Annotated in this window: 19 protein-coding genes and 1 pseudogene; 8 read left to right on the forward strand and 12 right to left on the reverse strand. The window is 39.2% G+C overall.

The window, feature by feature from the left end; all coding sequences use genetic code 11:
- Positions 1-57 precede the first annotated feature (57 nt).
- The gene (locus Q1R07_RS15650) at positions 58-1,713 is read left to right on the forward strand and encodes a serine hydrolase (protein ID WP_300492084.1); all 1,656 of its coding nucleotides are present in this window, start codon (positions 58-60) and stop codon (positions 1,711-1,713) included.
- A 126-nt stretch (positions 1,714-1,839) separates the two neighbouring features.
- Here Q1R07_RS15650 and Q1R07_RS15655 read toward each other — a convergent pair whose 3' ends face one another.
- The gene (locus Q1R07_RS15655; protein WP_300492085.1) at positions 1,840-2,415 is read right to left on the reverse strand and encodes a hypothetical protein; all 576 of its coding nucleotides are present in this window, start codon (positions 2,413-2,415) and stop codon (positions 1,840-1,842) included.
- A 413-nt stretch (positions 2,416-2,828) separates the two neighbouring features.
- On the opposite strand from Q1R07_RS15655, the gene Q1R07_RS15660 reads away from it, so the two are divergent.
- From Q1R07_RS15660 to Q1R07_RS15670, 3 genes are all read left to right on the forward strand, one after another.
- Entirely contained in the window at positions 2,829-3,611 is a 783-nt protein-coding gene (locus Q1R07_RS15660; protein WP_300492086.1) for a hypothetical protein, read from the forward strand.
- Positions 3,612-3,750: 139 nt separating this feature from the next.
- The gene (locus Q1R07_RS15665; protein WP_300492088.1) at positions 3,751-4,458 is read left to right on the forward strand and encodes a CPBP family intramembrane glutamic endopeptidase; all 708 of its coding nucleotides are present in this window, start codon (positions 3,751-3,753) and stop codon (positions 4,456-4,458) included.
- A 4-nt stretch (positions 4,459-4,462) separates the two neighbouring features.
- Entirely contained in the window at positions 4,463-5,194 is a 732-nt protein-coding gene (locus tag Q1R07_RS15670) for a DUF4184 family protein (RefSeq protein ID WP_300492090.1), read from the forward strand.
- A 44-nt stretch (positions 5,195-5,238) separates the two neighbouring features.
- Here the strand turns inward: Q1R07_RS15670 and Q1R07_RS15675 are convergent, their stop codons facing one another.
- The 6 genes from Q1R07_RS15675 to Q1R07_RS15700 all read right to left on the reverse strand — a co-directional run bounded on the left by Q1R07_RS15675 (position 5,239) and on the right by Q1R07_RS15700 (position 13,860).
- Entirely contained in the window at positions 5,239-5,751 is a 513-nt protein-coding gene (locus Q1R07_RS15675) for a contractile injection system tape measure protein (RefSeq protein WP_300492091.1), read from the reverse strand.
- Between the two features lie 310 nt (positions 5,752-6,061).
- Positions 6,062-7,480 (reverse strand): TolC family protein, encoded by a 1,419-nt coding sequence (locus Q1R07_RS15680; protein WP_300492092.1) that lies wholly within the window; start codon positions 7,478-7,480, stop codon positions 6,062-6,064.
- 8 nt (positions 7,481-7,488) lie between these two features.
- Positions 7,489-10,641, reverse strand: coding sequence for an efflux RND transporter permease subunit (locus Q1R07_RS15685; RefSeq protein WP_300492094.1), 3,153 nt, complete (start codon positions 10,639-10,641; stop codon positions 7,489-7,491).
- Between the two features lie 3 nt (positions 10,642-10,644).
- Positions 10,645-11,805 carry an efflux RND transporter periplasmic adaptor subunit gene (locus tag Q1R07_RS15690; RefSeq protein ID WP_300492095.1) on the reverse strand — a complete coding sequence of 387 codons (1,161 nt, stop codon included), beginning with the start codon at positions 11,803-11,805 and terminating at the stop codon, positions 10,645-10,647.
- 223 nt (positions 11,806-12,028) lie between these two features.
- On the reverse strand, positions 12,029-12,793 hold the full coding sequence (locus tag Q1R07_RS15695; protein ID WP_300492097.1) for a LytTR family DNA-binding domain-containing protein: 765 nt from the start codon (positions 12,791-12,793) through the stop codon (positions 12,029-12,031).
- A complete protein-coding gene (locus tag Q1R07_RS15700; protein WP_300492098.1) occupies positions 12,790-13,860 on the reverse strand; it encodes a histidine kinase in 1,071 nt (356 codons plus the stop codon). The genes Q1R07_RS15695 and Q1R07_RS15700 overlap by 4 nt, the downstream gene beginning before the upstream one ends.
- A gap of 505 nt (positions 13,861-14,365) precedes the next feature.
- Here Q1R07_RS15700 and Q1R07_RS15705 point away from each other — a divergent pair.
- The gene (locus Q1R07_RS15705) at positions 14,366-17,647 is read left to right on the forward strand and encodes an HBL/NHE enterotoxin family protein (protein WP_300492099.1); all 3,282 of its coding nucleotides are present in this window, start codon (positions 14,366-14,368) and stop codon (positions 17,645-17,647) included.
- Positions 17,648-17,761: 114 nt separating this feature from the next.
- Here Q1R07_RS15705 and Q1R07_RS15710 read toward each other — a convergent pair whose 3' ends face one another.
- Entirely contained in the window at positions 17,762-18,676 is a 915-nt protein-coding gene (locus Q1R07_RS15710) for a bestrophin family ion channel (protein ID WP_300492100.1), read from the reverse strand.
- A gap of 178 nt (positions 18,677-18,854) precedes the next feature.
- On the opposite strand from Q1R07_RS15710, the gene Q1R07_RS15715 reads away from it, so the two are divergent.
- The 3 genes from Q1R07_RS15715 (at position 18,855) to Q1R07_RS15725 (ending at position 20,385) form a co-directional block, all read left to right on the forward strand.
- Entirely contained in the window at positions 18,855-19,085 is a 231-nt protein-coding gene (locus Q1R07_RS15715; protein WP_300492102.1) for a hypothetical protein, read from the forward strand.
- A 68-nt stretch (positions 19,086-19,153) separates the two neighbouring features.
- Positions 19,154-19,765 (forward strand): hypothetical protein, encoded by a 612-nt coding sequence (locus tag Q1R07_RS15720; protein ID WP_300492104.1) that lies wholly within the window; start codon positions 19,154-19,156, stop codon positions 19,763-19,765.
- Between the two features lie 95 nt (positions 19,766-19,860).
- Positions 19,861-20,385, forward strand: a complete 525-nt coding sequence (locus tag Q1R07_RS15725) for a hypothetical protein (RefSeq protein WP_300492105.1) — start codon at positions 19,861-19,863, stop codon at positions 20,383-20,385.
- A 50-nt stretch (positions 20,386-20,435) separates the two neighbouring features.
- Here the strand turns inward: Q1R07_RS15725 and Q1R07_RS15730 are convergent, their stop codons facing one another.
- From Q1R07_RS15730 to Q1R07_RS15745, 4 genes and pseudogenes are all read right to left on the reverse strand, one after another.
- Positions 20,436-21,155 carry a DUF3667 domain-containing protein gene (locus Q1R07_RS15730; protein ID WP_300492106.1) on the reverse strand — a complete coding sequence of 240 codons (720 nt, stop codon included), beginning with the start codon at positions 21,153-21,155 and terminating at the stop codon, positions 20,436-20,438.
- A gap of 30 nt (positions 21,156-21,185) precedes the next feature.
- Positions 21,186-21,794 (reverse strand): hypothetical protein, encoded by a 609-nt coding sequence (locus Q1R07_RS15735; protein ID WP_300492107.1) that lies wholly within the window; start codon positions 21,792-21,794, stop codon positions 21,186-21,188.
- Positions 21,795-21,887: 93 nt separating this feature from the next.
- On the reverse strand, positions 21,888-22,097 hold the full coding sequence (locus tag Q1R07_RS15740; protein ID WP_300492109.1) for a hypothetical protein: 210 nt from the start codon (positions 22,095-22,097) through the stop codon (positions 21,888-21,890).
- Positions 22,098-22,109: 12 nt separating this feature from the next.
- A pseudogene (locus tag Q1R07_RS15745) lies at positions 22,110-22,602 on the reverse strand (hypothetical protein); the annotation flags it as partial.

A 22,602-nucleotide genomic window follows, 5' to 3' on the forward strand; every position in this document is an offset into this window, starting at 1 on the left:
TTTTCAAAAAAAACGATTCCTTATTTTTACATCATCAAATCAAAAAACAAACTCAGGATGAAAGCATACTTTTGGTGTATGATCACTATTTTAGGATTATCGTTTAGCGTCACGGCACAACACAACATTACCACCCCCGAAATAAATACCAATCCCCTATACCAAAAGAACATTGGAAAGATTGTTTTCCTCTCCAAATCCATTCCATCGGAACAACTAACGGAATCCGACTTTCTGGAATCGTTTCAGAATAGCGACGGAAATGATTTATACCTCCGTGTTTTTATAGACAATTCGCTGGTTAATTTTCTACATACAATAAACACAAATCTAACTGTTGACGAATTAGTTCAAAGTGGAAATTTCCAGTTTTCGTTTTATGCCGACGACAAACTGCTTTATACCGAAAACCTGAATACCGGAGCGGGAACGCTTCAAAGTAAAACCAAAGGAACCACATTTCAGATCCCACTTATCAGCAAATCGGGTGAAGATTCCTGGGGACGATTTTTATGGTCACGCTTCTTTTTTAACGGTGGTGGCGAAGACGCTTTCTTTTCCGGAAAACACAAACTTACGATCGAGATCCGGCCGTATCTGAAATCCAGTACAACTATCAAAACCGGTACATTAATCGCAAAGGGAAGTCTTATCGTAACGGCTCCGATAGTTTCATTATCTGAAAACCAGATCGCTATTCAGAAAATCGCCCCAAAAAGCGACTGGTCATTGGCAACCGCTACCTACGACACTACTACGATCCGCCTTTTAAACCAAAAAATTCAGGAAAAACGTTTTAAAGACATCACCAGTATTGTCGTAATCCAAAACGGAAAATTAGTACTTGAAGAATATTTTAACGGTAGCGATCGCAACACCCTTCACAACACCCGATCGGTTGGAAAATCTTTTGCTTCCACCCTTATGGGAATGGCCATACGGGACGGTTATATTAAAAACGAGAAGCAAACCCTCAATCAGTTTTACAAGCTAAAAGACTTTGCGCACTATTCTATTTCAAAAGAAAACGTTACTCTAAAAAGTTTACTTACGATGAGTTCCGGTTTTGACGGATCGGATCAGAATCCTGATTCACCGGGTAACGAAGAAAATATGTATCCGACAGACAATTGGGTAAAATTCGGATTGGATCTTCCGATGGACTCCGAAAAACAAATCGGAAAAAATTGGGATTATTTTACAGCCGGAGTAGTCCTTTTGGGCGATATTCTAAACCAACGGGTACCTAAAGGACTGGAATCCTACGCTGCGACCAAATTATTCAATCCACTGGGAATTAAAAGCTACCAATGGCAATACACACCTCAAAACGTAGCCAATACGGCTGGCGGTTTACAATTGCGAACGTTGGATTTGGCACGCTACGGACAATTATATGCCAACAAAGGTTTGTGGAACGGAAAACAACTGCTTCCAAAAGAATGGGTTGAAAAAAGTTTTACCAATTATTTCCCGGAAGATCCCAACACACCGGGATACGGTTATCTGTTCTGGAAAGAAAGCTTTACGATAAAAGGGAAAGATTATGAAGCCTTTGCCTGTAGTGGAAACGGCGGTAATAAAGTCTATATTTTTCAAAACGTCCCTCTTGCGATTGTTATCACAACCACAGCCTACAACAAACCTTACGCTCACCCACAGGTACGCCGGATGATGCAGGAATTCCTGTTACCAGCCATGATCGCACAATAATGGTGATGCTGTTAAAAATACTACCGCGAAGTCTTTATAAAAAGATGTGATTATTGATTGTATATTCAGGACTTTATATGGTAATTCCATTTGGAAAATCTTCTATAAAAAGTCCTGAAATATTGATTAATCTTCTAGTGGAAAGGAAATTCCAATTGCAGCTGCACCCGAAGTTTGCCTTACCGATTCATGGTAATAATACGCAAATTTTACTTCGACATTATGCTTACGCCCTAATGCCAATCCTAATGAAAAAGGAACGTGCATTAGTAATCCGTTTTTACGGTAATAATCCTCTTTGGTATACGTATAAAAAGAACCCACAGACACACCTACTCCAACTTCAATAAAAGGTGCTACATAAGGAATGGGTGCTGCAAGCCGAATCTTTGTTCCCAATAAAGCAGCATTGGCTTTAAGGCTATATACTTCCTGATTCGCATCTTTTTCTTCCGACTCGGCCGAAGCAATTACCATTCCGGCATAAGGAATCACTCCAAACCAGCTCCGCGGACACCAAACATATTCACCCTGAGCATAAAATCCCGTACCATTCATACTAGTCTCTGTATCGTATGGCGATACGATACCAAGTCCTACAGAAGCATTAATAAATTCCCCTTTATTGGGTTGTGCAAATACCGGATGCAATACCACTCCGGAAAATAAAAAAAGACTAATCGCAAAATACAATCGTTTCATTACTGGCTTAAAATTTTAGCCGGCAAACTTAAATATATTTAAAGAATTATCGGAAAAATTATCCGTAAAAGACTACTATTATCTATCGATAGTCCATAAAATACTGTTGTGTACCGTATCAACATTATAAATATGAATTACGTTACTTAAAAAAACACCGAGCAGTCGTTTTGATTGGGTGTCACTCTGGCTTACGGTTGATTCTGTTTGCGTTTAGCGATAGCTACAAAACCGGCAATAAAAAAAGCAAGAAGATCATCTACTGATAGTCATTTTTGTATCAAGTCAATTTAAAAACAGGTAATTACATCCTAACCTGGTTCTGAAAAAAAATGATCCTTTGTTTTGCATATACGATGCTGTTTTAAATAGTAGTCCGAATCCAATAACTTATAAATTTAATACACCCAAATATGAACGATCAAACAGAACTTACAGTAACAGAGACAAGCATAGCGGAATGGATCGAAGCGAATCTTTCGGCTCCTTCAATGCTAAAAACACAAGCTTCGGGAACCGAACGAGCGTGTTGTAAAGCCCTTTTCCTAGGATCGGATGACAGTGATCCGAACGCTTCCGGAACAGAAATATTTAGCAATCCTAAAAATCTTCCGGTAGCCGTTGCAACGATTCTAAAACTGATTCAAACGAGATCCGATTTTTACCCGGATACTCAAAATGCCAATGCTTTATTCAAAGCTATAGAACCTTACTCGCACCACTTATACACGGCACCTTTTTTGAACCTAATGGACGGTAACTCCATTCAGAAAGATTTTGTCAATAAAAACTATCCAAAAATTATTGATGATTTTATGACACTCTTTTCGGATTATAGTAATGAGGATAAAATAAAAATCCGGAATTCTGTCCGGGAACTGATTCAGACGCAATCGTTCAATGCCGAAACGAATACGTATAAAAACAAATTCGTATTAATAATAATCCGGAATAAAACCAACCAGAATGCCGACATCTGTTTTTACAGTACTTCTTTTGATATGGAAATCAATGCAGGTCAACCTCATATAAAAGGAAATCAGGATTATACTTTAGCTTATACTATTTATAATCTGCCAACCAGTAACTTACAACGAGTTGCACAACCTCTATCCAGACTTCCAAAAACTACTGTAAACGAATGGATTAAAAGTAATTCTTCTCCTAAAAATACCGCAATAAGTCTTTGTTTTTAATTTTTAAAATCAGAATTATAACAATTTTCACGATACTATCGTCCGGATTTTCCCAATATAAAATCCGGACAATAATCGTATCAAATAAAAACTTGTTTTTTCTCTATTAAGGGATATATTTGTAAAAAACGACATTATTATGACAGTCCTGGAACAACTCAAAAAAATAAACTGGCTACGAATATTATTATTCTACGGAATTATACTGGTGGGCACTTATTTTGCGCGAAAACTTCCGAACGTATTGAATCTGATTCTACCCCGTATTACCGACATTCCTTTTACTTTTAATTACAATCATGGCATCGTTACACTGGTAACGGCTTTGTTATTTTATAAATTTAGCGGCGTAAAGCAGGAAATCACCCTATTGGGAAACCATAAAATCAAAAGTCTGCTGTTTCCATTAATATTATTAGTATGCTATGCCGGATTTGGAATTAGCAATGGTAACGGCATCAACAATCATATATGGGCCTTACTAATTTGTTCGTTTGCGCTTATTTACAATTTGATGGAAGAATATGCCTGGCGTGGTTACCTGATCGAAAGTCTGGGAAATACGCATTATGTTTTAAAAAGTCTTATTTCTGGTATATTTTGGGCAATATGGCATCTGTTAATTTTTAATAATTTTGATCAGTATGGTGGATTTTGGATTTTTCTGGCTTTCTGTATTGTTTTTGCTTTTATACTGACATTTGCCGTTAGGCGCACCCAATCGATACTGGTTGCCGCGACCCTACATGCTTTTATTATTCAGACCAATATGGCCGCTGTGATCTGCTTTGTTGTATTTATACTGTTGTTACTTACGTGGAACAAAACATTTAAACGTACGACATAAAAAAATGCCTTTTACTTTTGCGCACCCAGCTATAGTTTTTCCATTAACCTATTTACATAGGAAATGGTTTTCTCTTACCGGGCTTATAATTGGCAGTATGGCACCTGATTTTGAATATTTTTTAAGAATGCGCATCCAAAGTAATTATAGTCATACGCTTAGTGGGCTTTTTTGGTTTGATTTACCCTTGGGATTATTAGTTGCATTTCTTTTTCATACTATTGTTCGAAATCAATTGTTTAACAATCTTCCAGATTTTTTAAAATTCAGGTTCTCTATCTTCAAACGATTTGATTGGAATCAATACTTTAAAAAGAATTGGTATATTGTTATGATTTCTATCTTAATCGGAGCGCTATCCCATATTTTTTGGGACAGTTTTACACATGATTCCGGTTATTTTGTACAAAAACTTCCAATACTAAGGGATACTATTGACATATTAGGTAAGCAAATTCCCGTATTGAAAATCGCTCAGCATACAAGCACCTTATTCGGTATTTGTACCATTGTATTAATACTATACAAATTGCCATTAACCAAAATCGAAAAAAGTCAAATCGATCCCAAATACTGGATAGTAGTCACTATATTATCTTTTACAATAATTATAATGCGGTTTATTGTTGGACTTGAATTAAAAGAATATGGAAACGTAATTGTTACTACAATAGCTGCTCTATTGATTTCATTAATTATAACGCCACTTCTTCTGAGATCCAAGGTATATTCATAATATGTAAGATCGTCGTATTTGGACTACTATTTACATAGTACTAATTAATAATTCCACTCCACATATACCGGTTTGATCATCCAGGGATATTTAATTATTGAAAAAGAAAAAGAAGCTCTATTAATCAGTATGTCATAGGCTCTTTTTTCAACCTTTAACTCCCAACGTTCGCTTTTATCGGTTAGCATTCCATCTCGAATCAGCCAATTTCCGCGGAAACCGGCAATCGAACTCGAACCGATAGCGGGCCAATAATTGATCATAGTCTTAAGCAATCCATTCATAAGCTGCTCCTCCTGATCGGTTACTTCAATCGTTTGTGTTATAACGGTATCCGGAGCAATACCACAAAGTATTTTATTTAAAGACAACTGATGATCATCAGTATTTTGACGGCCGGTTGCCAGATAGTTGAGATAAAGTACCGCTTTTTCGCGATTTTCTTCCGAGGTAAACGCCTTATTTTTGATAAGTCCTAATCGATCTAAAAGCATCGGAAAATAGGCATTTATTAAAACCATTCCGGCATTATTTGTAGGTAATGTAGTTGTTGACATTATGTTTTAATTTTAGGGGTCAAAAGTTTTCAAAAGTAGTAGCAACCATTCGCGTATCGTTACGTAAAATCACCTGTTTTGATGGTGCTATCCGATCGCAATCCGACACAATCAATATATTGTGAATGGAATCATTTTACCGATAAAACCTTCCGTTGGTTTCTATTTTTCAAGGTCTAAAAAATAAAAGTGGCAAAGGACATTTCGAGTCCTTTACCACTTTTCGGCGGGAACAATTCCCAATAAAAATCAATCAAAAAAACAAACTTATTTTTCCATCCCCATGTATTTTTTATTGTTTTTTAACTGATTATTCGACACCACCGCCCAAAGCGCGATACAGGTCGGTTATAGCATTGTATTTTTCCAGATGAATCGCAATCGTTTCCAGATCATTTTGCAATTTGTTATTCTGTGCCGTAATCACTTCCAGGTAATTGGCCATCCCATTTGCATACAACTTCAGCGCATCGTTTGTTGCTTTATTCAGCGCAATTCCTTTTTCTTCTACCAATAATAATCGTTGCGACGCTCCCTTCGATCTTGCCATTGCATCGGAAACTTCACCTACGGCCTGAAGCACCGTTTGCTTAAACTGAATCGCTGTTTTTTCCTGTTCGATTAGTGCGGTTTTATAGGCCGTTCGCAGCATTTTTTTCTGAAACAACGGTTGTGTAAGATTCGCCGCTATATTTTTGGTAAACGATCCCGGTAAGTCAAACCAATCTTTAAATTGCATCGCATTGGTACCTATTTGCGGTGTGAGACTCAAACTGGGATACATCGCTGCATTGGCAAGACCTGCTTTGGCATTACTGACCATCACGGCATATTCGGCTGCTTTTACATCCGGTCTCCGACTTAACAAAGCGGCCGGGACTCCGGTTGTTGCAAGCTCTTCCGGAATGGCCTTTTTCAGACTTTCCGCTCTGGCAATACTATCCGGATAGGAACCGCATATGATACTCAGGGCATTTTCCTGTACGGCAATTTGCTGCATTGCTAACGGCAGTAACATTTCGGCCGTTTTCTTTTGTGCTTCGGCTTGTTGTACGGCCAGAGAATTAATTTGTCCCGCGTCATATTGCAATTGCATAATCTGTAACGTACGATCGCTCAATTCTATATTCGATCTTGCGATCTTTATCTGTTCGTCCAAAGCCAACAAATTATAATAGGCCTGAGCCACCTGAACGATGATTCGGGTTTTTAAGGCCGATACGTTTTCCCGCTGTGCGAAATAATCGGCCCGGGTTGCGGCTTTCATCATCGAAGTTTTCCCCCAGATATCCATTTCCCAGTTCAGACGTAAGCCGGACGTGTAATCGTCAATATATGGCGTACTTACAAACTGTCCCATCAGCGAGCCGTTCATACTGTTTTTAGACTGCCAGGTACGGTTGGCACTTCCGCTTAACTCAAGTGTAGGCAACCATTCCAGTTTTGCTTGTTTAAAAGCCAGATCCAGTTGTTCGACGCTCTTTAAAGCAACCGCTATTTCATTGTTTTTTTGTAAGGCATTCTCGATCAGAGTGATCAATTGTTTATCCTTAAAAAATGTTCTCCACGGCAACTGAATCGTATCGGCGGTGAGCTGTAATTCCGTCCGGTATTTTTCTGGCAGGTCGAGTGCCGGCTGTTTGTATTTTTTTCCAACCACACAAGACGAAACCAGTAGTAGCATCAGAAATCCCGGAACCAGTTTTTTTATAATCAATGATTGTGTCATTTTTCTTTTTATTTAATTGTATCGAAACCCTGTTTTTGTCCGGAGAGTTTTTCCTGCAGATATTGAAACAGCATATATAATAATGGGATCACAAAAACACCCAAAGCCACTCCGCTTAACATTCCCATTGCCGCACTTGTACTGATGGAACGGTTTCCGGTAGCCGTACCACCGGTAGCCAACATTAGCGGTATCATCCCCACAATAAATGCCAACGAGGTCATAATAATAGGGCGTAGTCGCGCTCGTGCGCCTTCAAAAGCCGATTCTTTAATAGACAGTCCGCTTCTTCTGCGTTGTACGGCAAACTCCACGATAAGAATTGCATTTTTAGCCAATAATCCGATAAGCATAATAAGTCCAACCTGTACATAAATATTATTATCCAGTCCGATTGCTTTAATTCCCAAATAGGCTCCCAAAATACCGGTTGGAATCGATAACAATACCGCCAACGGTAACAGGTAACTCTCATATTGTGCCGCCAGAAGGAAATAAACAAACAACAAACAAAGTCCTAAAATCATCATGGTTTGGTTACCGGCTTCATTTTCTTCCAAACTTAAACCGGTCCATTCGTAACTGTAATCCGAAGGCAAGTTATCGAGTACATGTTTCATACGGGTCATTAATTCTCCGTTACTCACACCGGGCATGGCATTGACGTTAATCGTTACGGCATTGTAAAGATTATAGCGACTCACCGATTCCGGTCCGTAGACTTTTTCCAGGGTTACCATTGTTTTTACCGGTACCATTTGCCCCTGATTGTTGCGGACAAAAATCTCATTAAAAGCCTGTTCGTCCATTCGGAATATACCGTCGGCTTTAATATTGACACGGTAAAATTTTCCAAATCGGGAGAAATTCAGTGACTGATCTCCGGAAAAATACGACTGGATTACATTTAGCATACCGCTTACACTAACGCCCAGTTGTTTGGCTTTATCTTCGTCTACATTCAATTCCAACTGCGGATAATCCGCGCGAAACGTAGTATAGGCAAACTGAACCCCGGGAACCTGCATCAACTGCCCGATCACCTCATCGGTTTTGGTTTTTAACGCTTCCGGTCCTCTGGCCATTCGATCCTGAAGTACAATTTCGGCTCCACTTGTCATTCCATAACCATCTACCGGCGGCAATCGCATGGCCATTAGCGAACCTTCTTTTATATGACTCAGCTTTTCATTGACTATGCCCATTAATGCATCGATATCCTTAACGGCTCCGCGTTGTTCGGTTGGTTTAAACTTTACAAAACCCACCCCGTAAGACGGTCCGGAACTATTACTTAATATATTAAATCCTGTAATGGCGGTATTGTCTTCTACGGCTTCCACTTGCGAAAGCAACGTATCGATTTTTTTCATCACTTCGGTTGTAGGTCCGAGTGCCGTACCCGGAGGCATAGCAAGCGAGTACATAAACATTCCATCGTCTTCCATCGGTACAAAACTTTTGGGTGTACTCGTAATCGACCAGGTTGCGACAACAAACAGTGCGACAATACAACCCGCTGCCAACCATTTTCTTGCGGCCAAAAAGCTAATCGTTTTGATATAGCGTCCGGTAAGATTCGAGAACCCGGCATTAAAGGCGGTAAAGAACCGTTTTCCAAATCCGTCTTTTTTAGGAGCCTCTTCTCCTTCGTGTTGTTCCGCATGGGTGTTTTTTAATAAAAGTGCGCAAAGTGCCGGAGTCAATGTTAAGGCATTTACGGCCGAAATAATGATCGCTATCGCCAGCGTATAGGCAAACTGTTTATAAAAAATCCCCGCCGATCCCTGCATAAATCCAATTGGAATAAATACAGCCGACATCACGAGGGTAATCGAAATAACGGCTCCGGTGATTTCGCTCATTGCACTATGTGTAGCCTCTCTTCCGGTCATGGAACTTCCTTCCATCTTACTGTGAACCGCTTCTACAACAACAATGGCGTCATCGACCACAATACCAATGGCCAATACCAACGCAAAAAGGGTCAGTACATTAATCGTAAAACCAAAGATCAACAGGAAGAAAAAAGTACCTACAATCGCTACCGGAACCGCAATGGCCGGTATTAATGTGAAACGAAAATCCTGCAGGAAAAGAAATACAACCACAAAAACCAGTAAAAAAGCCTCTATTAAAGTCGATTTTACCTGACCCGTAGCGGCATCCAGTTTTTCTTTGGTACTAACCAGTTTGGCGTATTTAATACCCGGTGGAAACGACTTGGATAGTTTTTCCAATTCTTTATCAATACCGATTTCGATGGCATTTGCGTTCGATCCTGTGGTTTGAATTATCGCAATCGTTACGGCATTTCGGCTGTTTGAGGTATTATTCCCGCCATAGGATATGGAACCGAATTCGACACGGGCTATATCTTTAAGACGTATCAGGTTTGTTCCGTTATTTTTAACAACAATATTGTCATAATCGTCCGGGACGTTTTTCTTTCCTTTATAACGCATCACATATTCCAGCACGGCATCGGATTCTTCTCCCAGTTTTCCGGGAGCCGATTCGAGACTTTGGTCGGCAATTGCAGCCGTTACATCGGCAGGTTCCAATCCGTATCCGGCCATTTTACGCGGATCCAGCCAAACCCGCATGGAATATTCCTTACTTCCGAATATCTGAGTTTGTCCCACTCCCGGAACCCTTTTCATTTGCGGAATCAGATTGATATTCGCATAGTTTTGTAAAAAGGTTTCGTCGTATTTTTCATTGTCTTCCGTATACAGGTTGAAAATCATGATCATACTATTCTGCTGTTTGGAAGTGGTCAATCCCATTCGCACTACTTCAGCAGGTAGAATCGGCGTCGCCTGTTGTACGCGATTTTGAACATTTACAGCCGCCTGATCGGGATTTGTCCCTTGTTTAAAGACAATCGAAATCGAAAAACTTCCGTCGTTACTGGCAGTCGATTTAATATACTGCATGTCTTCCACTCCATTGATTTGTTCTTCCAGCGGCGTTACTACCGAACGGATTACCGTTTGACTGTTACCGCCCGGATAGGAACCGGAAACCGAAACGGTTGGTGGCGAAATATCCGGGAATCGCGTCACCGAAAGTCTCGTAAGTCCCATGATCCCTAATATGACGATAACAATGGAAATTACCGTGGCAAGTACCGGTCTGTCTATTATTTTTTGTAACATGATCTATTTTTTATTATCCGATTGTTGCGTCGTGTTGCTTGTTTTTATGATTTTAGGGATAACCACCATCCCTTCTGTTAAGGCATCAATCCGGTTGATGGCAATTTTATCGCCCGTTTGTACTCCCGATTTTACCAAAAAGGAGTCACTGGAATTACCCGAAATTTGAATGGGTACCATCACAACCTTATTACTGTCGGCCAGTTTGAATACAAAAAACTTATCCTGTATATCTTTTACACTGGTACGGGGAATCTGTATCACACTGTTTTTTGTATGATCAATAATAACACGTCCTGTTCCGCCGGAACGCAAGAGTTTATCCGGATTGACAAACAGGGCTTTCATGGGCATACTACCGGTTGTACGGTCGATATTACCACTGGCGGTTTCCAGTTTTCCTTTGTGTTCGTAGGTCGATCCATCCGCCAGTATCAGACTAACGCTTTCCTTTGAATGTGTCTCTTTTTTATAGGCGATATAATCGGATTCACTCATCGAAAAGTAGACACTAACGGTATTGATTTCCGACAAGGTGGTTAGTGGTGTCGCATCAGCCGGTGTAACCAGGTTTCCGATACGGTTTGGAATCCGGCCTATAAAACCGCTTACCGGCGCTTTGATCAGCGTAAAATCAGCATTAATTTTTGAGGAACCCAAAGTAGCTTTCGCCTGCGCCACCTGAGCTGTCGCGGCACTATATCGGGCCTGTGCTTCTTTAAGCTGTATATCCGAAACCACTTTTCCGTCAACCAACGGTTTTAGTTTTTCCAATTCAATTTTGGCCGATGCCTGAGCTGCCACTGCCGCTTTAAGTCCGGCATCGCTATTGGCAACCTGTTCCTGAAACACCTCGTCTTTTATTCGGAATAAACGCTGTCCTTTTTCTACATAATCGCCTTCTTTAACGTAAACCGTTTCAAGATAACCGGTTACCTGTGCTTTTATATCAACGTTTACACTTCCTTCTATACTTCCGGGATAGGTATTGGTAACGTTTGCTTCTCCGGCCGTTAACCGGATAAAATCGGTTTCCAGCGGAGCCATTCCGGCCATACCGTCTTGTTCGTCTCCTTTTCCACCACAGGATGCCATAAATAGTAGCACTGAAAAAAGGGAGACAACCTTTCCGGTTGGAAGCCATTTTGTTATTTGTTTTTTCATATTGTATCGAAATTATTTTGAGAATTTGATACAAAGAAAAACCGGTTCTAAAGAAGATTCTTTTTTATTTAAACGAAGCGGTAAAATTTGCCGGTGAACCGTTTTTAAAGGGAATTGAATCGAATGCCTGTTTTTTGAAAAAGGCAATTCAGCGGACTATACGGATCGTTTCGAGTTTGTATAGCCGAATGGTTTGGAGGTTATTCTTTTATTTTTGGATCCATTAGTAATCCATCCAGTTTTTAAATTGTGGTGCTTTTTCGCGACTGATAATTACTTCCCGATCGGGGTATTTTTTAAGGACAATTTTTAGTTTTCCGTTAAAATAGTTTTGTACCAGTGCCACCGAATCCATATTGATAATATACTGTCGGTTGGCTCTAAAAAAGTGTTTTGGATCCAACTGCTGTTCCAATTTTTCCAGGGGTTGTGTTACGATTTCAAAATCACCGTTAAAAAGATGGGCCTGTGTTGTATTCAGTTCCGAAAAAAAGAAGGCAACCTCGCTCACCATTACGGTTTTATAGCCATCACGGTAAGGCAACAGGAAACGGTTTCGGAATTCCTTTGGTTGTATTTGAGTGAGCAGATTTTCGATGATTGGATTTAACGTCTGTACTTCTTGAATATGTAGTTCATAGCTGTTTAAGGCGGTTTCCAATTCTTCTTTTTCAATCGGTTTTAACAAATAATCGATGCTATTATACTTAAATACCCGTACCGCATATTCATCGTAGGCCGTTGTAAAAATTACCGGACATTTAACTTCGATATGATTAAATATTTCGAAACTTAATCCGTCTGCCAGGCGTACATCCATCATGATAATATCCGGTTTTTCATGCAATGCCAACCAGGCTACCGATTCTTTTACACTGTCCAGAATCGCCAGAATTTCCGCATCGGGTCGTATGTCCAGTAATAACCTTTTTAACCGATCCGCATTTGGTTTTTCATCTTCGATGATTACTATTTTTTTAATTTTCATGGGAGTAAGGGTACTTTAACGGTAAATACAAACGTATCTTCTTCCACAATCGGCTTTTTAGCGGATAACAAAGAATAACGACTCAGGATATTTGTAAGTCCTATCCCGGCAGAATCGGCTTTGGAAACCAACGGTAATAAGGTATTGGTAACCGTCAGATAGTCGGCGTCGGATTGTATCGTTATTTCCAGCGGTCTGTCTTTGGTTGTCCGATTGTGTTTTAATGCATTTTCGATCAGTAACTGCAACGTCAGCGGCGGAATTTGCAATCGTAGATGTTCCTGACTTACGATTATTTCAAAAGTGACACCTTGTCCCATTCTCTTTTCGATCAGGAACAGATAGGCGTTCAAAAATTTTAATTCTTCTCCCAGTGAGATGAGTTTTTTTCGGGAATTTACCAGTAAATAGCGGTATACTTTGGCCAGATTTTCGGCATATTCATATCCCAATTGCTGGTTTTCGAGGATAAGTTCCGAAAGTACGCTGAGATTATTAAACACAAAATGAGGATCCAATTGTAATTTAAGTGCCTGTAGTTCGGCTTCGGCAGCAGCTTGTTTGTGTTCGGCGGCTTTAATTTTATGTGCCACCGCATCCATTGCTGTTATTTTCCAATTGGTAATCAGAAAATTACCCGTGTTTATAGCACTGATCATTAATGCTGTCAACACCGTCGCGATTATCCATTGCCAATATCCTTTGACTTCACTTATGGTTGCTTCGACGTCGTTTTCTTCCAGTATGAATACAAACATAAAATGGGTAATCAACGTCACTAACAATACGCCGATAATCTGTACAAAACTTTGTACAACCAGTCTTTTTATAGGATCGACTGTCCAGGGCATTTTCCGGTTAAACCAGCGGTCGAGAAACAAACTAAGCTCCGAAATAACGGCACAGAAAATAATGGAAACTACAAATTCTTCTACAATGTCTGAAAGCGACCTTGTAAAAAAATCGGTCCAATACGACGAATACGGATCCATCATATAGGAAATCAGATACGATCCTATAAAAGCAAATAGGATTAGTAACGCTCTTTTTCCTTTACTGGTGATCATGGTTCTGTCTGATTTGACGCTTCGATTGCAAAGATAACAAATACGACACCGTCATGAATACATTATAACTATCGTGCATACATTACTCTCGTTTTTTGAACGCAAGGTACATCTTGGTCTGTGCGGATTATACGCTTTATAGGTAAACCGTATAAAAAAGCCTTTGAAACGACAAAACACTATTGGTGAAAAGGAAAACCAATTCCTATTTTATCGTAGCAGAAAAGATTCCATACCAAACGAACGCTAAGTCTTCTTGTAAAAATGCCCGTTTGTTTACAGGCGTGCACCTCTTTTCTAAAAGCCCTATAACAGGTAAAAATACCTACTATGGGGCTGAAGTTTATCTATAATTTGCTGTCGCAAAAAAATATTATTTCAATAAAACCTACTAAAAACAAAGACTTAATGATCTGATAGAACCTTAAATATCTTAAAAAAAGACCTTAAAACTATTGATTTTTAAACTTTTGAACCTCAAAATTGAACCCAAACAAAGTACATTATGAAGACAATCGAGTATGAACTAAAAGAAGAACAAATCGACAAAATTTTGGCCGATTTAAAAAATGCCTCCGACAACACGGTAAGTTTAGCTCCAAAAGAAGAATTTAAAACCCAGCAAACTATTGCTACAAGTGCTGTCGCAATCTTAGACATTGCAACGGCTGCTATTTCGGCTCAACCTACCTTTACCGATTTAAAGGGCGTTCCGGAGCTAAAAAAGCATCAGGAATCCAGTAAGGAAGATGCTAAAAAATGGCGTACAACGGTTAGACCTACGCTATTTAAAGTAAATGATGCGATTATTAATTTCGGAACCGAATTCGATTCCCTTTACAATCCGTTATACGATTTTGCCGGTGAGTTAAACAATCCGGACAAATGTAAACAGGCACAATTAAATCTGATTCAGGGTTTAAAAGCGCTTCAAAAAGTAATCAAAAAACAAAAAGAAAAAGTTGAAGACGCTTCGAAACAAATCAAGGATTTACAGAATTCAATGCTTGAAAACGAAGCAAATCTGAAAAAAGATTATATCCTTATCGAAGCCAAATACACCGGTGATAAAGGTAAACTGGAAGACCTTAAAAAACTGGTAACCAACTACGAAAGCACCATGAACAAGGATCTGGCCATTATTGGAGCCGGAGCCGGAGGCGTTGTCGTAGGAGTACTTACCGTTGCGGTAGGTGTCGCCATGTGGATCGAATCGGCCGGAGGAAGTACACCAGTCATCCTTATTGGTATCGGAATTATTGCCGCCGGAACAACCGCCGCGGTAATTGGTATTGTCGATTATAATAAATCATCCGAGAGAAAAGCATCAGCCTTACAGGAAATTTCTCTTATTAATTCGGAAATCGCAGTGGTAACGGCACTAAAAGGATCCGTTACAACTTTGATCAACCAATTAAACATTGCGAGTTCAGCCTTGGATAAATTATCGGGTGCCTGGGATCAATTGGATCGGGATTATGAAAACGTCATTGATTCATTGATCAATACACAAGGGCATGCCGAAGATACCGAACCTTTAGCTTTTGTCGTTCAGGCAAACCTTAGAACTTCGAAAGTACAATGGGAAACCCTTCAGAAAGACGCCAAAACGATCAAACAAAATCTTCTTGCTCCTATGCAGGTTGATAATTCTGCCGTAAACAATTCGGATGGAAAAACACCTTCCTTCCCTAATGTTCCAAAGGAATTACCCAAAACAGCAGGCCGAGGGATAAACATGCAAAAAATGACATTGGCAGCGCCGGCCCTTACGTTGGCAAAATCTCCTGCCAATTCTCTTAGCTCAGATACGGTTATCAGCAACAGCGGTTACCGTCCCTGGATAGAGAATACCGCACAGACCTTACTCGCATTTCAAAGTGACTTGTCAGGTTTAACCGGAGGAAAAGCGTCTCCAAAAGAAATTCTGGAAGCTAAAGAAAATTTAATTCGGGTGTCTAATCCGGCTTTTGAAGCCACCGAATCTTTTTTGGCGGTAAATGAATTACTGTCTCAAAAAGCAAGCGTCCTTCGTGAAATCGCCAGACTGGATGATGCTCATATTCTTGATGCGACGTATGCGGCGTTACCCGATCTGATGCAACTTGTTCAAAAAGGCACAACAACAGGTCAGATAGCAGCAGAACGCGTTTATAAACTGGATGAAGCGATCGATACTATAGACGGAGCCTTGAACAAATGGCTTCTAAGTATGAAGGCCTCGCATACCGCCGATAGTCAGAAATTACAGGATGCCATCCGATTACGAAATAAGGCTCAGTCCGATAAAGACGCGATTAAAAATGACTTTTGGTTTTGTTTGTTGGGCGTTGCTGTTTGTGCCGTAGTGGCCATCGAAGTTGCTATCCGGGTAAGTAATGCTCAGTCGGAAATCGATGCTTTTACCAATAAGATTGCCGCCGATGATGCTCAACTCCGACAGTTAATGAATAGCATCAACAAGACGACTGCACTTACCTTAAATGCTGCGGCTTTAGGAAAAAGTATCGACGGTGGATTAAAAGCCATTCAGGTTATCCTGTCCACAATCGAATCCATTCAGAATACGTCCAGTACCACACCGTTTATTGTTCGCGCGCATATCAATGCCCTTGCCAGTCAGCTTGAAGGCGTATCTACAGTACGTCTGCAAAAAAGCTCGCAATTGCTTTTTGCCCGAATTAATGAAACCGTAACCGAAGAACACAGTATTAGCCTTTGTTTGCAAAACCTGTTTTCTAAGTCGATTTTAATTCAGAACTCCGCACAGCTGATCAACAAACAACCAAAACTGGTTTATGTAGAAAACCTTTTAAAACAGGATCAGGCCATTTTACGAAGCCATACAATGGAATGGACCATGAGTGTGTCGAACAACGTATTAAGTCAGTTATCCGCACTACGGGCCATTGGGAACAGCATTGAAATTTTAGGCGATGATGTACTCACGTTTATCCAAAAAGGTGATGCTAAAAACGCAGAAGCAGGAATAGAAGCGCTAAAAGATTCGTTTGTACCGTATATTGGTAGTGCTAATAAAGAAGGACGTCTATTTAGAGATAAAATTGCGCTTCAGTTGTTTCATAACAATATCAAAAATGATCAGGCTGCCTTTACATTCGTCGAAAGTGTGATCAAAAATGATCTGAAAGGCGACGATGGCGAACTACTTCAAATGGAACTTCGCGAAGAGAGTTACACCCTTGCTATTAATCAGCAAATGGAAGAGATTGTGAACAACTCAACCCGAATGGTAACCGAATATTTAGCCTATGGTGTTATTATGGCGCTTACCGTTGCTGCTGGGCAGATTCAGTTTGCCGCGGTACAAGGACCAACGCTGATGTACCTGATAAAAAAAGGAGCCAATATTGCCATTAAACAGGCCAGTAAATCCGGAGCTTCAAAAATACAACAGGAAATTAAAAAGATCCAGAGCAAAGGCGACAAGGTTGAAGTTACGATTAGTGACAGAGCCAAAAATCTGGAATCCATTTCCAAATTAAAAGCAGATATCGCAGTCTTAAAGGTTCTTACAAATGATACCGCAATACTCGACGAAAACACTATTGCTATAATAACCACAATCAATAAGATACGCGAACTAATCATTGACGAGATCGATAGTTTGAATATCGCTAAATACACCTTACGCGCTTCCAATTTTAAAGAAGCGGAAAACATTGTTAAAGCACTTCTGCAACAATGGTCGGACATTTCGAAACTTTCGGATGCGCTTGAAAGAAGTTTTATCGCCAGTGTAGGTGAATATGAATTTTCGGAATAATTAAAAACCGTAAAAGCAAAAGGGAGTACCAATAGTACTCCCTTTTTTATTTATCCGATTACCCATGCTATACAATCATCGAATACGGATGACAAATGATCTGAATGCGCCGTGCTAATCAATTATATTTTTTGCTGTTTCGGGTAGCGTCTCGATCGTCACGCCAATCTGCTCGAAAATGGTAGTATCGATCATCTGACACATCGCACTAAGTGCCAAATCGTTGGCTTCCATTCCAAAAGGTTCTTCGATTTCATCGGCAATAGCTTCAAAAGCGACAAAAGTATAGGCTATAAATACAACAATAAACGGTGTAAACCAGCCTAAACTATCGACCAAAGCAAAAGGCAGTAAAAAACAATATAAATATACCGTACGGTGTAATAGTACCCGATAACTATACGGAATCGGCGTTGACTGAATTCGTTCGCATCCACCCAAAATATCGGCCAATTTATCCAGGTTTTCATCAAAGCGGCTTTGTTGAATGGAATCGATCCGGTTGGAATTTTTGGCCGTTTGTACCCATTCTCCCAAAAGATTCAAAATGATGGCCGGTTTATAATTTGCCTTCCCTACTACTTCCAGTTGTGTCGTATTTAATCGTTTTTCGAGGTCCGCATACGGATCCGTATGGCGTAACTGGTGTTTTAAAGCGTGTGTAAACGCACTTAACAATTGTACAAACGCATAAACCGAATTTTTATCGGCTTGCGTTCCGAGTGTTAACGCCTGACGTGTCAGCGCGCGCGTCACATTCAATAAAGCGCCCCAAAGTTTTCGTCCTTCCCAGAAACGATCATAACTGGCACTATTCCGAAAACCCAGAAACAATGCCAATACAAAACCAAACAACGTTAACGGAGCCGTATTGAGCGGTACTTTAAACGACAATATCGTTCCGTGGAAATAAACAACCGCTACCGACAAAAGCAACAATAACAACAAACGGGGTAATAAACCCGGTAGTACCGAACCATGCCATACAAAAAGCATCCTAAACCAGTGTTCTCTTTTTCGTATAATCATATGATAAGCCCCGCGTTTTTGTCTTCCGGAAGCTTACAAATTTACAAAAACAGTCCGATCTTACAGGCGCAATATTGGTAGAAATATATCCTATTATAGTAGTTTAAAATAAGGTTAAATTTATCGCTTCGGAACGAAATTTTCCTACATTCGCAATCCAACCCTATTTTAAATCCAGATGAAAAAAAAACTATTCGTTATCTTCACGGTAATTCTATTCGGTGCTTGTACTCCCAAAAACGAACCCGTAAAAGTGATCACAGGAAAAGATTACGAACTAAAAATTGCCAGTCCGCAAAAAGCCGTTTTAGTATTATTCCCATGCTATCCCTGCGATATTGCGAATACCAAAGCCGAAGCTGGTTTTTTGAAAGATATCGAAAAACAAGGGATCACTCCCTACTTTTAAATTACAATCAAAGGCTTTTCTTAAGTGATTCCGAAAAAAAGGAATACGCAAAAACACTCAACACCATATTGAAGCAGCATAATGTTGCTACAGACAACCTCTATATCGGTGGCTTTTCCGGTGGTGGCAATGTGACTATGCTATTGTCCAGTTATCTGATAAAGACTAAAAACGCGATTCAACCCAAAGGCATTATGGTAATCGATTCTCCGATCGATCTGGAAGCCTTATACAACGATTCTCAAAAAGAGGTTGCCAAAAATGTAGATGCTGAAGCTGTCGCGGAAGGCCACTATTTAATCGAATTGTTGGAAAGTACATTGGGAAAACCTGCTGATCATCTCGAAAATTATAAAAATGCGTCCCCTTATCTGGTTTCCTGTAAAGCAACCAATACTATCGCTTATTTAAAAGATATTAAAACCCGTTTTTATTCCGAACCGGATCTGGAATGGCAAAAGCAGCAAAAAAGCAGAACCTACGAAGATTTAAACGCCTACAAACTGGAACAGGCATCCAAAACCTTACGAGAATTGGGTAGTACGCAAACCGAGTATATCGCTACTCAAAACCGTGGATACAGAGCCAATGGCGACAAACATCCGCATTCCTGGAATATCGTAGAACAGGGAAGCCTGGTGAAATGGATGACTAATAGAGATCTGAACAGTGATCATTAAAAATTAAATATGGATTTCCATAACTCTTATATTTTTTAGTTATATAACTTGTGCCATGTTCTTTTAAATAAAACATAAAAATTAAAAATCATAATATGACAGAATACATCATTGAATATGACCAATTCAGAAATAAGACATTACAAGAACTCATAAATGAGATTCTCCGCATTGGCATAAATCTTAACGACTTAAAAGTAAAAGATTTGACCTATTACAATAATGAATTCATTGAACACGGTCACGGTGTATATGTTTTTCGGGATCCTAATCAGATTTTAGTAATTGGTAAAGCGACTTCCACTTCATTCACGGAGCGAATACCTAAACATTTCGATATCAGAACCGGCGCATGGTTCAATCGTTTACTTTTTGTAACCTGCCTGCGAAAGTTCAAAATAGAAAAAACGCCAGAAAATTATCGAAAATCATCTAGATATGTTTTTGATCATAGTAAATTAATACTAATCAATTTTAGAGTTTTTAATAATTCCGATAAAACAAAAATTGGAAAACTGGAGTCAATTTTGAGGAAAACAACAGATACTTTGAACCAAACAAAATCCAGAAATCCAGATGCCCTAGCAAAAACATTAGATGAGCTTATAGATTTGAATTAATCTTTTTATTTTCAATGTGATTATTATAATCACATTGAAAATAATTATGTCTACTTTCTAAAAATCAGGTCAATTACTATACCTAAGATCATTAATAAAATCCAAAACGTTATACTGCCAAGAAGATAAGCTATCAATGCTTTTATGAAATTGGCAGGCTTCGTTTTGTCGAAAAACTGTCCGATAGCCCAGGCGCAATATCCTGTGATCACAACACTCACATACAGGAATAACGGGATTTGAGTCAGTCCCTCTATTAAGGCCGATACCGAAAACATCAGCATTCCCATACCGATCACAAAACATAACATCACCAGGATTTCAAACAGATTGTACTGGTATTTTCTGAAAAATAATTTAACCCATAGCGCAATAAAAACCCCCATAATAATATTGGCATAGCCATAATGCTTTTGCACCCAATCCGTCATCGTTGTTACTGCCGATTTCCGGAGAGACAGCTGAGCCGTATAAGCTTCCTCAATATGGAAATAATGGTTGATAAATGAATAAATCAACGATGTTACAATGATAAATAAAATCGGCTTTACCAATCGGCTACGATTGTCCGACAGGTATTCCCGGATATTTTTCCCCGGTTGTAAAAGCAACTCCCGCATCGTATATAAAATACCCCGTTCAAAATGCAAAACATGCTCAATTTCATGCACGATATAATGCGCATCAATTCGTTTAAGTTGTGCCGGTTGCCCGCAATTAGCGCAATATTTACCGGTTATAGTTGTGGTACAGTTTTTACAGTTATCCATTTTTTAGTTTCTAATTACATCTCAAAAATATTATTTAAAGTGTATACTCACTAAAAAATAGTGCGGTATTTTAAAATGTGTTCCTAAATTTTCGGGTTTTATGTCCGATTGCACTACTTCGCAGTACGACCCGGAACCATCTTTATGCATTGTAGGTGTTATGATCGCAAAAATAGGGATATCTGTCCCGGAAGCTATATTGATTTCCAGAAATTCTTTGGAACCAAAAAAATCTTTTAGTGCATATAATTCAGCATCATTGCTTAACTTAAAATAGCTTTTTTTACTACCGAAACCAGGTCCTTTTATATACGTTTTTAGTTTTCCGTCGGTCATACTAAAGAAAAACTTCAGGGACAGACTTTCTAAACTGATCTTAAAATAATCCGATTCACTTCCATCAAACAACGTGACTTTAGGAGACGGTTTACCGTTTTTAAATTCCTGTATGTTCACTTCATAATATTTTCCTTTAAGCGCCTCGCCTACAAAATTCAATTTTTCAATATATATGTTTTGAAAATCGATCAGTTCCTGAACTTCTTTATTTTCAGTTGCATAGTTATTGCTAACTTTTACGATTTGTTGCGCCCAGGCAGCATTGGTAAGGAATACCAGTAGTAGTAAAATACGTTTCAATTTTAATTTGTTTTTGGGTTACTTATTTTCGTATGCCAAAATAAACTAAAATTTCATAATTCAGAGAGAAAATATAGGATTCCAAATACTATTTTATTCCAGTTCTTCGCAAAAATGTTGTCGGCTTTCAAGTAATCGGACAACTGCCTTAGTTTGAAGCCTATCGTTTTCGATTCGCAAAATTTTATCACAATCTTCCAGATCAAAACTGACTTTGCATTTAGGAAACCGACCGGAAAGTAGTTGTATCACTTCTCTGGCTTCCGAAGGCTTTTTTATACTGGTTTTAAAAATCTTGATCATAATAAATTCGAGTTAATTTGTCTTTGTTTTTTTCAGAAAAGGATTAAAGGAAATCCCGACATTGAAATAAAAAGTCGGATCGGCAGTTACTTCAAAAACAGTATCATTAAACGTATTTTGCTTTTCAAAAATACGACTGATCGCGATCCATTTTAATCCGGTTCGTGCCGTTAGTACCAAATGTTCGCCCAACAACTGTTCGTAAACAATCCCATTATTAAGGTCGAGTTGGCGGTATTCATATTTTTGCGATCTATTTTGCGGATTTACGCCATATAAATACAAATTGGTTCGGTCCAATTCTGTACCGACCGATAAGCGCCAGCTGTTTGCCATTTGTTTCCGCAGCAAAATCTGTTTTGGAACAATCATATCGATCATAAAACCCGAATTAAATTTATGTTCGAATGTAAAAATCGGAATCACCGGAATTTCCGAACTCGGATCGATATTCACTAAAATACCAGCCATCAATTTTGTCCTGGCATTTGCCTTTAGAATCAAA

The sequence above is a fragment of the Flavobacterium sp. genome (assembly GCF_030146175.1).
GTDB lineage: Bacteria > Bacteroidota > Bacteroidia > Flavobacteriales > Flavobacteriaceae > Flavobacterium.

Coding starts and splice junctions, on each gene's coding strand:
- Q1R07_RS15670 (WP_300492090.1), top strand. CDS start 4,463: ATGCCTTTTACTTTTGCGCACCCAGCTATAGTTTTTCCATTAACCTAT.
- Q1R07_RS15725 (WP_300492105.1), top strand. CDS start 19,861: ATGACAGAATACATCATTGAATATGACCAATTCAGAAATAAGACATTA.
- Q1R07_RS15675 (WP_300492091.1), bottom strand. CDS start 5,751: ATGTCAACAACTACATTACCTACAAATAATGCCGGAATGGTTTTAATA.
- Q1R07_RS15705 (WP_300492099.1), top strand. CDS start 14,366: ATGAAGACAATCGAGTATGAACTAAAAGAAGAACAAATCGACAAAATT.
- Q1R07_RS15690 (WP_300492095.1), bottom strand. CDS start 11,805: ATGAAAAAACAAATAACAAAATGGCTTCCAACCGGAAAGGTTGTCTCC.
- Q1R07_RS15660 (WP_300492086.1), top strand. CDS start 2,829: ATGAACGATCAAACAGAACTTACAGTAACAGAGACAAGCATAGCGGAA.
- Q1R07_RS15665 (WP_300492088.1), top strand. CDS start 3,751: ATGACAGTCCTGGAACAACTCAAAAAAATAAACTGGCTACGAATATTA.
- Q1R07_RS15710 (WP_300492100.1), bottom strand. CDS start 18,676: ATGATTATACGAAAAAGAGAACACTGGTTTAGGATGCTTTTTGTATGG.
- Q1R07_RS15655 (WP_300492085.1), bottom strand. CDS start 2,415: ATGAAACGATTGTATTTTGCGATTAGTCTTTTTTTATTTTCCGGAGTG.
- Q1R07_RS15730 (WP_300492106.1), bottom strand. CDS start 21,155: ATGGATAACTGTAAAAACTGTACCACAACTATAACCGGTAAATATTGC.
- Q1R07_RS15680 (WP_300492092.1), bottom strand. CDS start 7,480: ATGACACAATCATTGATTATAAAAAAACTGGTTCCGGGATTTCTGATG.
- Q1R07_RS15715 (WP_300492102.1), top strand. CDS start 18,855: ATGAAAAAAAAACTATTCGTTATCTTCACGGTAATTCTATTCGGTGCT.
- Q1R07_RS15650 (WP_300492084.1), top strand. CDS start 58: ATGAAAGCATACTTTTGGTGTATGATCACTATTTTAGGATTATCGTTT.
- Q1R07_RS15685 (WP_300492094.1), bottom strand. CDS start 10,641: ATGTTACAAAAAATAATAGACAGACCGGTACTTGCCACGGTAATTTCC.
- Q1R07_RS15695 (WP_300492097.1), bottom strand. CDS start 12,793: ATGAAAATTAAAAAAATAGTAATCATCGAAGATGAAAAACCAAATGCG.
- Q1R07_RS15740 (WP_300492109.1), bottom strand. CDS start 22,097: ATGATCAAGATTTTTAAAACCAGTATAAAAAAGCCTTCGGAAGCCAGA.
- Q1R07_RS15700 (WP_300492098.1), bottom strand. CDS start 13,860: ATGATCACCAGTAAAGGAAAAAGAGCGTTACTAATCCTATTTGCTTTT.